The organism is Microbacterium trichothecenolyticum (assembly GCF_030818955.1).
Lineage (GTDB): Bacteria > Actinomycetota > Actinomycetes > Actinomycetales > Microbacteriaceae > Microbacterium > Microbacterium trichothecenolyticum_B.
Map to the genome: position 1 here is coordinate 3,401,244 of NZ_JAUTBF010000001.1, position 12,410 is coordinate 3,413,653.

Below are 12,410 nucleotides of genomic sequence, written 5' to 3' on the forward strand. Positions count from 1 at the left end.
CCGCCTCGCCGCCGCATCCGCCTCGCCGCCGCGTTCGCCGCGGCCGCTCTCGCCTCCGTCACCCTCGCGGGTTGCTCCGGCTCCGCCGGTGCATCCGACGCCGCGCCCGCCGCCGACCCCAGCTCACTCGTGCTGGCCCTCGTCCCCTCGCAGGACCAGGCGAACCTCGTCGACACCGCGAAGCCGCTCACCGACATGCTCACCGAGAAGCTCGGCATCCCGGTCACCGGTGTCGTGTCGAAGGACTACCAGGCCGCCGTCGAAGCCATGGGTGCCGGGCAGGCGCAGATCGGCTTCCTCCCCTCGTTGCAGCTCTGGCAGGCCAACGACCGCTACGGCGCCTCGGTGGTGCTGCAGACCGAGCGCAACGGCAACATCACCTACCCCGGGCAATTCATGACGAACGACCCGGACAAGTACTGCCACACCCCGGTCGTCGAGCGCGACGGCATGAGCTTCTGCAACGGCGCCGACGCACTGAAGGGCCCTGCCGGACTCGACTCGATCACCAAGATCGCCGGGGCCAAGGTGGCCGTGCTCGGACCCGGCTCGCCCGCCGGGTACATCTACCCGATGCTCGCGCTGAAGGAGGCCGGCGTGAACATCGACGACGGCTTCCAGAAGGTGCCCGTCACCGCCAACGACGCCTCGGTGCTCGCGGTCTACAACGGTGACGCCGAGGTCGGCTTCAGCTTCTGGGACGCGCGCACGCTCGTGAAGAAGGACAAGCCTGACGTGGGCCAGAAGGTCGTCGTGTTCGCGCTCACGAACGAGATCCCCAACGACGGCGTCGCCGTGTCGAAGGACCTCTCGCCCGAGTTGCAGAAGAAGATCTCGTCGGCGCTCGAGGAGTACTCGACCACCGACGAGGGCTCCGCGGCGCTCAAGGCCGTCTACTCGATCACCAAGCTCGCCCCGGCCGACCCGTCCTCGCTCGACGTCGTCGCCCGGGCCGCGCAGGAGCTCGGACTCCAGTGACCACCGGTCCTGCGACCCAGGGCGTCGAGGTTCAGACCTCGGCGCCCTGGGGCATCCGTCTCGACGGTGTCTCGGTGCGCTACCCCAACGGCACGGTGGGGCTGCGCGAGGTGAGCGTCGACATCGCCCCCGGCGACCTCGTCGCCGTGGTCGGGCTCTCGGGCTCGGGCAAGTCCACGCTCATCCGCACGATCAACGGGCTCGTGCCGCCGACCTCGGGCACCGTCGAGGTCGGCGGGCGCCGGGTCGACGGCGTCTCGGGACGCCGTCTGCGCGAGACGCGGGGCCAGATCGGCATGGTCTTCCAGAGCTTCAACCTCGCCGGTCGCACGAGCGTGCTCAACAACGTGCTCGTCGGGCGCCTCGCGCACACGCCGCTCTGGCGCACACTGCTCGGCGCCTACCGCCACGAGGACCGGCAGCTCGCCTTCGAGGCGCTCGACCGCGTGGGCATGCTGCCCAAGGTGTGGGACCGCGCGTCGGCGCTGTCGGGCGGTCAGCAGCAGCGGGTGGCGATTGCCCGCGCGCTCACGCAGCAGCCGCGGATCGTCCTCGCCGACGAGCCGGTCGCCAGCCTCGACCCGCCCACCGCGCGCGGCGTCATGAACGACCTGCGACGCATCAACGAAGACCTCGGCATCACGGTGCTCGTGAACCTGCACCTGCTCGATCTCGCGCGCGAGTACGGCACGCGCATGATCGGCATGCGCGCCGGAGAGATCGTCTACGACGGGCCCGCGGCATCCGCCACCGACGCCGACTTCGCCGAGATCTACGGGCGCTCGGTGACCGCCGCCGACAGGCTCGAGCGATGACCTCGCTCACCGTGCCCGCTCGCCCGAAAGGGCGGTGGATGCCGTGGACCGCCGCCGCGGTGATCGTCGCCGTCACGATCGTCATGTGCCTGCCGGGGATCGGCGTCGGCCTCGACATCGCCGCGATCGCCCGCAACTGGCAGCAGGGTGCCGTGCGCATCGTCGAGCTGCTGGCCCCGGACTGGTCGTTCTTCCCGCGCACGGTCGGCCCCCTGCTCGAGACGCTGCAGATGGCGGTGATCGGCACGGCCGTCGGTGCCGCGATCTCGCTGCCGCTGAGCTTCTGGGCAGCGCGTCCGACGAACCCCGTGGGGTGGACGCGTGCGGTGCTGCGCGGCATCCTGAACATCGTCCGCGCCGTGCCCGAACTCGTCTACGCGGCGGTGCTCGTGGCGATGGTCGGCGTCGGCGCCCTTCCGGGCATCATCGCGCTCGTGCTGTTCAACGTCGGCATCGTGGTCAAGCTCGTGTCCGAGACGATCGACGCGTCCGACGCCGGTCCGCTGGAGGCGGGGCGCGCGGCAGGCGGCACGCAGACGCGTATCAACCGTGCGATCGCCCTGCCCGACACGTGGCCCGCGTTCATCTCGCAGACGCTCTACGTGTTCGAGCTGAACGTGCGCGCCTCCACGGTGCTCGGACTCGTCGGCGCGGGCGGGATCGGTCTGCTGATCGACGCCGTGCGCACCTTCTACCGCTACGACCAGCTGTCGCTCATCATCGTCGAGATCCTCGTGATCGTGGTCGTGCTCGACACCGTCAGCGACGCGATCCGCCGGAGGCTCGTATGACCGCCCTCGCCCCCGCGCGCGCCGCCGCGCTCGTCGTGCCCCCGCGCCGCCGGAACCCCGTTCGCGTGATCGCCGGCGTCGTGCTCACGGCGATCGTCGTGGCCGCCTTCTGGTCGGCCGACATCGGGTGGTCCCGGCTCGGCGACCTGCCCGCCGAGATCGTGCGCTACCTCGGCCTGATGTTCGCCGCGCCGAACTGGTCGAAGCTGCCCGAGGCGCTCTGGCAGACCTGGCGCAGCGTCGAGATGGCGTGGATCGGCACCGTTCTCGGCATCCTGATCGCGACCCCGCTGTCGCTCGTCGCGGCGCGCGGCTTCGGTCCGGCCCCGGTACGGGTGGCGCTGCGTCTCGTGTTCTCGCTCGTGCGCGCCGTACCCGAGCTGGTGTTCGCGATCATCATCCTCTCGGTCACGGGGCTCACCCCGCTCACCGGTGCGCTCGCGCTGGCGGTCGGGGGAGTGGGCACGCTCGGCAAGTGGGGTTACGAGGCCGTCGAGAACGTCGCCCCCGGCCCCATCGAGGCCGCCCGCGCCGCTGGCGGGTCGACGGCGCAGGTGCTGCGCTGGGGCGTCTGGCCGCAGACGACCCCGACGTTCCTGTCGTTCTGGCTGTACCGCTTCGAGATCAACGTGCGCGCCTCGGCCGTTCTCGGCCTGATCGGCGTCGGGGGCATCGGCGACATGCTCACCTCGTACACCCAGTACCGTGAGTGGTCGACGGTCGGCATGTTGCTGATCGTCGTCGTCGCCGTCACCGTCGCGATCGACGCGGTGTCGGGGCGCATCCGCCGCCGCATCATGGAGGGTCACCGTGTCCGCTGAGGTGCCCGTCACCGCTCGCATCGCGGCCGTGCGCAACTCGCTGCAGCCCAGCGAGCGCCGCGTCGCCGACCTCATCGTCGACGACCCGGACGCCGTCATCGAGCTGACCGCGCAGCAGATCGCCGACCGGGTGGGGGTGGGCCGGGCCACGGTCGTGCGTGCCTGCCAGACCTTCGGCTACCGCGGGTATCCGCAGCTGCGTGTCGCGCTCGCGGCGGAGCGGGGGCGCCGCGCGGCACCGGCGCCGACCGCCGAGGACGGCCCGCTCGGCGGCATCCGTTCCGCCATCGACCGCATCGCCGACGATCTGCGCGCGGCCACCAGCCTGCTCGATGCCGGTGTGGTCGCGCAGGTCGTGGATGCCGTCGTCGGGGCGCGACGGCTGTTGGTGGTGGCGAGCGGTCTCTCGGCGCCGGTGGCCACCGATCTCGCGATGCGCCTGACCGCGGTGGGGCGCTCGGCCGAGACCGTGGGCGACCCGATCGGCCAGCAGATCGCCGCCCGGCACCTCGCGCCCGACGACGTCTGCATCGTGATCAGCGGGTCGGGGGCGAACGAGGCGAGCCTGCGGGCTGCGGCGGCTGCGCGTGCGGCCGGCGCGCGCGTGATCGCCCTGACCTCGTTCGTCGCATCGCCCCTGACCGAACGCGCTGACCTCACCCTCGCGCTCGCGTCGGGCGGCACGTTCCGCGACGAGCTCGAACACACCTCGCGCATCGCCCACGCGGTCTTCGCCGAGGCGTTCGTCGATGCCGTGGCCCATGCCCGCTCCGGCGACGCCGCCCGCGCCCGCGCCCGGGTGCTCGAGATCCTCTCCGACAACCTCGGCGACGCCGGCTGACCCTCCCCTTCGGTTTCGGTTTCGGTTTCGGTTTCGGTTTCGGCTTCGACGCCCGGTGCCGGCCCGGCATCCCCCGTGCCGTCGTGCGGAGTTCGTTCACGACACGCCGGTTCCGGCCGTCGGTGCCCGGTGTGTCGGGGCCGATCTCCGCAGGACGGCACGCCCCGCGGCCCCCCGCCCCGGCCGTGATCCCGGCCGGCTCTCACCTTCCCGGCCTTCCAGAACGGCCACGCCCACCGACGGTCAACGAGCGGCGCCCGGCCCTACCCCGCCAGCCGCAGCGCGGCCCACAGCTCGGCGCGGGCGGCGAACGACGACAGATCCCGCTCGATGACGCGCTCGGCCTGGGCGATGCGGGCGCGCACGGTGTGGCGGTGGATGCCGAGCGCCTGCGCCGTCGCCTCGTGGGAGCAGTCGTGGGCGAGCCACGCGTCGAGCGTCTCGACGAGCGCCGACCCCTGCTCGACGTCGTACCGACGCAGCGGGGCCAGCGCGCCGTCGGCGACGGCCCGGGCGGCCTCCGAGCCGAGCGACGCGATGAGACCGGCTCGCGCGGTGTCGGCGAAGTCGGCCACGCCGGGCTCAGCGGTTCGCTCGCGCGCGGTGCGGGCTTGCGCCAGCGCACCCGAGAAGCCGTCGTACCCGGTCGGGGTGGAGCAGCCGATCACCGTCTCGAAGCGGTCGGCGATCTCATCGAGCAGCTCGCGTGCCCCGGTGGGCACGATCAGCACCAGGCCGTCGTCACCCCGCCCGAAGAACAGTTCGCCGCGTCGTTCGTGCGCGCGCAACTCGAGCCACTCGTTGAGCGCGGTCGAACGGGTTGCTGCGGCGGGGGTGAGCCCCACGAGCACGGGGGCCGCGGGCAGCGGACCGAACAGGTCGCGGCCGGCGCGGCGGGCGAGGGACGGATCGTCGGTGAGGAGCGTCTGCACGAGGCCGGCCCGGAACGTGCCGATCGCACGCCCGAGGCCATCCTGTTGCTCCAGGGCCAGGGCGGCCATCGCCACGACCGCGGTCACGACGTTGCGGGCCTCGTGATCGAGGTCGTCCGCGGCGACCGCGAGGGCCCCGCGCAGGTGGCCGCCGCGGCCGAGGGTCTGCAGGGTGACCGAGGTGTCGGCGACGCGCAACGACGCGGCGGCCCGGGTGCCGCGGCGCAGCACCATGGTCACCTCGGCGCCGACGCCTTCGCGGGTCGCGGTGTCGAGCCCGCCCGCGGGGTGTTCGACCCGCAGTGCCCCCGCCGCGTCGAACAGCCCCACCCAGCAGTCGAGCTGCTTCGACAACTCGGAGAGGGTGGCCGACAGCCCGTCGGGTCGCAGGGCCGCGAGTGACACGGCCCGCTGGGCGGCGAGCGACCAGCTGCGGCGGGCGTAGGCGTCGGCGGCGAGTGCTTCGGCTCCGGCGCGGGCCACCGCGATGAAGGGCGTGCGGTAGGGCACCTCGAACAGGGGCATCCCGGCCGCGAGGCATGCGGCCGTGAGGCCGGCGGGGATGCCGTCGCGCACGACCTCCGTGCCGAAGCCCAACGCGCGCACTCCTCGCGCCGCCAGACGGCCGACGTACGCGGTGTAGTCGTCGTCGGTGGCGAACTGTGTCCCTGTCGTCAACAGCACGAGCCCGTCGCTGAGGAACGGGGTCGGGTCGGAGAGGTCGCTGGAGTGCACCCAACGCACGGGACGGTCGACGCTTCCGGCGGGTAACGCCGCCTCGTCGACGACGAGGCGCAGCCGGAGGTCGCGGCGTGCGAGCAGAGCGCGCAGACTCGGCGGCGAGACGGCGGCGTCGACCATGATGACTCCTGTACGAGACGTATACGACGGTGCTTGCGACTGTACAGGGGGGAGAGTGCGGGGCGTGATGCGGCGTCCGTAGCATCGCGGCCATGAGCCTCGACACCCTCCCCACCGTCGGCGGTCCCTCGCTCGCCCAGGAGCGCCGCCTCGTCACCGCCATCCCCGGCCCGCGCTCGCAGGAACTGCTCGACCGCAAGGCCGCGGCCGTGGCATCCGGTGTCGGCCACACCGTGCCGATCCACGCCGTCGCGGCCGGCGGCGGCGTGGTCGTCGACGCCGACGGCAACTCGCTCATCGACCTCGGTTCGGGCATCGCCGTGACCAGCGTCGGCAACGCGCACCCCGCGGTCGTGAAGGCCGTGCAGGATCAGGTCGCCGCTTTCACGCACACGTGCTTCATGGTCTCTCCGTACGACTCGTACGTCGCGGTCGCCGAGGCGCTGAACCGCCTCACCCCGGGTGATCACGTGAAAAAGAGCGCGCTGTTCAACTCCGGCGCCGAGGCGGTCGAGAACGCCGTGAAGATCGCGCGCAAGCACACCGGCCGCCAGGCTGTCGTCGCCTTCGATCACGCCTATCACGGCCGCACGAACCTGACGATGGCGCTGACGGCGAAGAACATGCCGTACAAGAGCGGGTTCGGCCCGTTCGCCGCCGAGGTCTACCGTGCCCCGCTGTCGTACCCCTTCCGCGACGGCCTGTCGGGCCCCGACGCCGCCGCGAAGGCCATCTCGCTCATCGAGAAGCAGGTCGGTGCCGAGAACCTCGCCGCCGTCATCATCGAGCCGATCCAGGGCGAGGGCGGCTTCATCGTCCCCGCCGACGGCTTCCTCAACGCGATCGTCGACTGGTGCCGCGCCAACGGCGTCGTCTTCATCGCCGACGAGGTGCAGTCCGGCTTCGCCCGCACCGGCGCGATGTTCGCCTCCGAGCTGTTCGGCATCGTCCCCGACCTCGTCACCACCGCCAAGGGCATCGCGGGCGGCCTGCCGCTGGCCGCGGTCACCGGCCGCGCCGAGATCATGGATGCCACTCACACGGGCGGTCTGGGCGGCACCTACGGCGGCAACCCGATCGCGTGCGCCGCGGCTCTGGCATCCATCGACGCGTTCGAGAACGAGGGCTTCGTCGAACGTGCCCGCGCGATCGGCGACCTGCTGAAGGGACGGCTCCACGACCTCCAGGCGGCGGACCCGCGCATCGGAGACGTTCGCGGTCACGGCGCGATGATCGCTGCCGAGTTCGTCGACCCCACCACCGGCGCCCCCGACGCCGCTCTCACCGCCGCGGTGGCCAAGGCCGCGATCGCCGAGGGTGTGATCGTGCTCACCTGCGGCACGTACGGCAACGTCATCCGGTTCCTGCCGCCGCTGTCGATCGGCGACGAGCTGCTGAACGAGGGCCTCGACGTCATCGAGGCTGCCCTCGCCCGCAGCTGACGAGCGCCGGCGGCGGAGGCGTCGACCCGAACTCCGCCGCCGCCGGGGCCACCCCCACGACCTGCACGACAAGTAAGGATGCTTTCATGGACGAGATCACCCGCGACGTGGTCGTCATCGGAGCCGGTGCCGCCGGTCTGACCGCCGCCAACGACCTGCGCAAGGCCGGCCTGTCGGTCGTCGTGCTCGAGGCACGCGACCGCGTGGGCGGGCGCCTGTGGACCGACGTCGTCGACGGGGCCCTGCTCGAGCTCGGCGGGCAATGGGTCTCACCCGACCAGCAGGCGCTCATCGACACCGTCGCCGAGCTGGGCCTGGAGACCTACAGCCGCTACCGTGAGGGTGACAGCGTCTACGTCGGCCCGCACGGCGTGGCGAAGCGTTTCACGGGCGAGATGTTCCCGGTGGCACCCGAGACCGAGAAAGCCATCGACGAGATCACCGCGCGCCTGGATGCCATGGTCGCCGAGATCGACCCCGACAAGCCGTGGGAGCACCCGAACGCCGCCGAGTGGGACAGGATCTCGTGGGACGCGTGGCTGCGAGAGCAGACCGACGACGACGAAGCGGTGCGCAACCTCGCCTTCGCGACCGGATCGGCGATGCTGACCAAGCCCACGCACACGTTCTCGCTGCTGCAGTCGCTGCTCATGGCGGCATCCGCGGGGTCGTACTCGCACCTCGTCGACGCCGACTTCATCCTCGACAAGCGCGTGGTCGGGGGCCTCCAGCAGGTGCCCGAGCTGCTCGCCGAGCGCCTGGGCGACGACGTCGTGCTGAACCAGCCGGTGCGACGTATCGTCTGGGGCGCCGATCCCGCGCCGGGGGATCGCGCCACCGCGTCGACGACGGGCCGCCGGGTCGACGACCTGCGCGAACTGACCGCGCGCGTCGAGGCCGCGGCATCCTCACCCGCGGGCGTCACCGTCATCGCCGACGGCGTGACCGTCCGCGCCCGTTTCGCGATCCTCGCCCTGGCGCCCGTGCTGTACCCTCGCATCTCGTTCGAGCCGCCGCTGCCGCGCCTGCAGCACCAGATGCACCAGCACATCTCGATGGGCTTCGTCATCAAGGTGCACGCCGTGTACGAGACGCCGTTCTGGCGCGAGCAGGGTCTGTCCGGCACCGCGTTCAGCCCGTACGAGCTGTGCCACGAGGCGTACGACAACACCAACCACGGTGACGAGCGCGGCACCCTCGTGGGCTTCGTGTCCGACCAGAACGCCGACGACCTGTTCCGTCTCGGCGCCGAGGAGCGCAAGCAGCGCATCCTCGAATCGCTCTCGCACTACTACGGACCCGAGGCGAAGAACCCGATCGTCTACTACGAGAGCGACTGGGGCACCGAGGAGTGGACCCGCGGCGCGTACGCGGCGAGCTTCGACCTCGGCGGCCTGCACCGCTACGGGGCCGACCTGCGCGAGCCCTTCGGGCCGATCCACCTCGCGTGCAGCGACATGGCCGGCGCCGGATATCAGCACGTCGACGGAGCCATCCGTCAGGGGCACCGCGCTGCGCAGGAGATCCTCGAGCGAACGCGCGGATGAGTTCCGCAGGCATCGCCGCGCCGCTCGGCATCCCCGCTCGCCGATCATGACCACCGACATCGACAGAGAAACGGAAAGCACATGAGCGATTACGCCGTCGTCAACCCGGCCACGGGAGAGACCCTCGCCGAATACGACACCCTGTCCGACGCCGGAGTGGATGCCGCGGTCGCGGCCGCGCACGACGGATACCGCGTCTGGTCGCGCACCGTCCCGGCCGAGCGTGCCGCAGCGATCCGCCGCGTCGCCGAACTGCACCGCGAGCGCCGCGACGAGCTCGCCGCGATCATCGTGCGCGAGATGGGCAAGCCGCTCGAGGCGGCGCTGGGCGAGGTGGACTTCGCCGCCGACATCACGGAGTTCTACGCCGACAACATCGACAAGATCACCGGCGACACCCCGCTCGACATCCTCGGTGAGGGCACCGCGGTGATCCGCCGCTCGCCGCTGGGCGTGCTGCTGGGCATCATGCCGTGGAACTTCCCCTACTACCAGGTCGCCCGTTTCGCGGCGCCGAACCTCGCGGTGGGCAACACGATCCTGCTGAAGCACGCTCCGCAGTGCCCCGAGTCGGCCGAGGCCCTGCAGGCGATGTACCGCGACGCGGGGTTCCCGGAGGGCGCCTACGTCAACATTCGCGTCACCAACGACCAGGCCGCGACGATCATCGCCGACCCCCGGGTGCAGGGTGTGTCGGTGACCGGTTCCGAGCGAGCCGGTGCCGCGGTCGCCGCCCTCGCCGGCCAGCACCTCAAGAAGGTCGCGCTCGAGCTCGGCGGCTCCGACCCGTTCATCCTGCTCTCCACCGACGACCTGGACGCCGCGGTGCAGGCCGCGGTCGACGCGCGCCTCGACAACAACGGCCAGTCCTGCAACGCCGCCAAGCGCTTCATCGTGATCGACGATCTGTACGACGCCTTCGTCGAGAAGTTCTCGGCCGCGCTCGGCGAGGCGAAGGTGGGCGACCCGTTCGCCGACGACACCGTGCTGGGTCCGCTGTCGTCGCTGGCGGCCGCCGAGCGCCTCGACGAGCAGGTGCAGCGTGCCGTCGCCCAGGGCGCTACCGTCGTGGTCGGCGGCACGCGCGACGGCGCCTTCTACCCCGGCACCGTGCTCACGGGCGTCACCAGCGACATGGATGCCTACGGCGAGGAGTTCTTCGGCCCCGTCGGCACCGTCTACCGCGTATCGAGCGAGGACGAAGCGGTCGAGCTGGCGAACGACACCGGGTACGGCCTGGGCTCGTACGTCTTCACGACGGATGCCGAGCAGGCCCAGCGCATCGCCGACAAGATCGAGGCCGGCATGGTCTACGTCAACGTCGTGCTCGCCGATTCGCCCGAGCTGCCGTTCGGGGGCGTGAAGCGCAGTGGCACCTCGCGGGAGATGGGACTTCTCGCTGCCGACGAGTTCGTGAACAAGAAGCTCGTCCGCACGGCGTGAACCTCCCGCGTCCCCCGGCCCGGTGCGCCGTGCCGGGGGACGCCCGCACGGCCCCGGCCATGTCGTGTGTGCCGGTCCGGTTCGCCAGGCCGGGGGACATGACATAGACTGGGGAGTGCAGTCGAAATCTGCATTCTTTCGCTGTGCCATCGGGTACGCGGCATCCCTCCCCGAGAGATTCCAGGCGCAAGCATGTCGATCTCGATTCCTGGATCCTCCGGGATCTTAGGGCGGTAGCTCAATTGGCAGAGCAGCGGTCTCCAAAACCGCAGGTTGCAGGTTCGATTCCTGTCCGCCCTGCGCACAGCGCACGCTGGCACAGACAGACAACAGACCTAGGTGGTTCGATGACGCAGGACGAGGCGAAGGGCGAGGTCGTCGCAGACCGCGGCGCGCCCCGCGAGAAGAAGCTCAACTTCTTCGCGCGGATTGCCCTCTTCATTCGTCAGGTCTTCGCGGAACTGCGTAAGGTCGTCACCCCGACGCGGCAGGAGCTGGTCAAGTTCACCGCCGTCGTCCTCGGGTTCGTCGTCGTCATGATGGCGATCGTCTACGGCCTCGACGTGCTGTTCGTGTGGATCACCACCACCGTCTTCGGCGTCCCCGGTACCGCCGGCGCCTGACCGGCGTCGCGGCGGTCGCGCGGCGCCAAGAGCGGCCGCCTCTGAACGGAAGAGATCACAGTGTCTGAAAGATATGTCGACGACGCCGACTGGGCGACCGCGGCCGAGCAGTCGAGCGAAGACGACGAGGCCCAAGAGGGCAACGTTCTCGCTTCGCAGGAGCACGCCTCCGACTCGGCGGAGCACAACGCCGTCCACATCGTCGACGACGAGACCGACACCGATGACGCCGACCTGGCCGACATCGACATCACCGACCCGGAGGCGGACGCGATCGTGAACGACGCTCTCGAGATCGACGAGACCAGCGAGGCCGAGGCCGCCGCAGAGGTCTTGAACGACGCCCTTGCCGAGGAGCAGGCCGAAGAGGCGGCCGAGGCCGCCGACGAGGTCACCCCCTACGACGGCCCCGACGTCAACGGTGACCCCGACGAGCCCGTGCTCGACGAGGAGTTCATCGACGACGTCTCGGCCGCGGCCAGCGTGGTCGACGAGGTCGAGGCCTCGGAGTCGCCCGCCGATGCCGCTGAGGCTCCCGTCGACCTCGACGCCGCCGACGACGAAGACCTCGACCCGTACGAGGCGTTCCGCGCCGAGCTGCGGTCGCTGCCCGGCAAGTGGTACGTCATCCACTCGTACGCCGGTTTCGAGCGCAAGGTGAAGGCCAACATCGAGCAGCGCAAGTCGACGCTCGAGGTCGAGGACGACATCTACCAGGTCGAGGTCCCCATGGAGGACGTCGTCGAGATCAAGAACGGCCAGCGCAAGATGGTCACGCGCGTGCGCATCCCCGGCTACGTGCTGGTGCGCATGGACCTCAACGAAGACACCTGGTCGGTCGTTCGCCACACCCCCGGTGTCACGGGCTTCGTCGGCAACGCTCACAACCCGACGCCGCTGCGCTTCGAAGAGGCCTTCAACATGCTGAAGAGCCTCGTCGAGGTCAAGGAGGCCGCACCCTCCAAGGCCGGCGCGGCCAAGGGTGCCCCGGCTGCCGCCCGCGTCATCCCCGCCGAGGTCGACTTCGAGGCCGGCGAGACGATCACGATCAAGGAGGGCTCGTTCGCGGGTCTTCCCGGAACGATCAGCGAGATCAAGCCCGAGAGCGGCAAGCTCACGGTGCTCGTGTCGCTCTTCGAGCGCGAGACCCCGGTCGAGCTGTCGTTCGATCAGGTCACCAAGATGATCTGACGTCCCGCGTCTTCGCGAACGCCCCGCCCGGTTCCGCCGGCGGGGCGTTCGCCGTTCCCGCTGGCGCTCCGCCGCCAGCACGCATAAACGCGATTCGCGCACATAAACGCGCTGCCCTCGCGTTT

General features: G+C 70.9%; 11 protein-coding genes and 1 tRNA gene. 11 read left to right on the forward strand and 1 reads right to left on the reverse strand.

Annotated features, from left to right (window positions below; translation table 11 throughout):
• The first annotated feature begins 15 nt into the window (after nt 1-15).
• From QE412_RS16070 to QE412_RS16090, 5 genes are read left to right on the forward strand one after another with little or no spacing between them, the layout of a single operon-like run.
• Nucleotides 16-978: a phosphate/phosphite/phosphonate ABC transporter substrate-binding protein gene (locus QE412_RS16070; protein ID WP_307487268.1), complete on the forward strand. Its 963-nt coding sequence runs from the start codon at nt 16-18 to the stop codon at nt 976-978.
• On the forward strand, nt 975-1,793 hold the full coding sequence (phnC, locus tag QE412_RS16075; RefSeq protein WP_307486204.1) for a phosphonate ABC transporter ATP-binding protein: 819 nt from the start codon (nt 975-977) through the stop codon (nt 1,791-1,793). Before QE412_RS16070 ends, phnC begins: the two co-directional genes overlap by 4 nt.
• Nucleotides 1,790-2,584 carry a phosphonate ABC transporter, permease protein PhnE gene (gene phnE, locus QE412_RS16080; RefSeq protein ID WP_307486207.1) on the forward strand — a complete coding sequence of 265 codons (795 nt, stop codon included), beginning with the start codon at nt 1,790-1,792 and terminating at the stop codon, nt 2,582-2,584. Before phnC ends, phnE (QE412_RS16080) begins: the two co-directional genes overlap by 4 nt.
• Nucleotides 2,581-3,405 (forward strand): phosphonate ABC transporter, permease protein PhnE, encoded by an 825-nt coding sequence (gene phnE, locus QE412_RS16085; RefSeq protein ID WP_307486211.1) that lies wholly within the window; start codon nt 2,581-2,583, stop codon nt 3,403-3,405. Before phnE (QE412_RS16080) ends, phnE (QE412_RS16085) begins: the two co-directional genes overlap by 4 nt.
• Nucleotides 3,395-4,246, forward strand: coding sequence for a MurR/RpiR family transcriptional regulator (locus QE412_RS16090; RefSeq protein ID WP_307486214.1), 852 nt, complete (start codon nt 3,395-3,397; stop codon nt 4,244-4,246). Before phnE (QE412_RS16085) ends, QE412_RS16090 begins: the two co-directional genes overlap by 11 nt.
• Nucleotides 4,247-4,509: 263 nt before the next feature.
• Here the strand turns inward: QE412_RS16090 and QE412_RS16095 are convergent, their stop codons facing one another.
• The gene (locus tag QE412_RS16095; protein WP_307486217.1) at nt 4,510-6,039 is read right to left on the reverse strand and encodes a PucR family transcriptional regulator; all 1,530 of its coding nucleotides are present in this window, start codon (nt 6,037-6,039) and stop codon (nt 4,510-4,512) included.
• A gap of 92 nt (nt 6,040-6,131) precedes the next feature.
• On the opposite strand from QE412_RS16095, the gene gabT reads away from it, so the two are divergent.
• The 6 genes from gabT to nusG all read left to right on the forward strand — a co-directional run bounded on the left by gabT (nt 6,132) and on the right by nusG (nt 12,285).
• Nucleotides 6,132-7,481, forward strand: a complete 1,350-nt coding sequence (gene gabT, locus QE412_RS16100; RefSeq protein WP_307486220.1) for a 4-aminobutyrate--2-oxoglutarate transaminase — start codon at nt 6,132-6,134, stop codon at nt 7,479-7,481.
• An 86-nt stretch (nt 7,482-7,567) separates the two neighbouring features.
• Entirely contained in the window at nt 7,568-9,028 is a 1,461-nt protein-coding gene (locus QE412_RS16105; RefSeq protein WP_307486223.1) for a flavin monoamine oxidase family protein, read from the forward strand.
• Nucleotides 9,029-9,109: 81 nt separating this feature from the next.
• A complete protein-coding gene (locus tag QE412_RS16110; RefSeq protein WP_307486226.1) occupies nt 9,110-10,471 on the forward strand; it encodes an NAD-dependent succinate-semialdehyde dehydrogenase in 1,362 nt (453 codons plus the stop codon).
• Nucleotides 10,472-10,698: 227 nt separating this feature from the next.
• A tRNA-Trp gene (locus QE412_RS16115) sits at nt 10,699-10,771 on the forward strand.
• Between the two features lie 47 nt (nt 10,772-10,818).
• Nucleotides 10,819-11,094, forward strand: coding sequence for a preprotein translocase subunit SecE (gene secE / locus QE412_RS16120; RefSeq protein ID WP_307486228.1), 276 nt, complete (start codon nt 10,819-10,821; stop codon nt 11,092-11,094).
• Nucleotides 11,095-11,154: 60 nt separating this feature from the next.
• Nucleotides 11,155-12,285, forward strand: coding sequence for a transcription termination/antitermination protein NusG (gene nusG, locus QE412_RS16125; protein WP_307486230.1), 1,131 nt, complete (start codon nt 11,155-11,157; stop codon nt 12,283-12,285).
• The last annotated feature ends 125 nt before the right edge of the window (nt 12,286-12,410 follow it).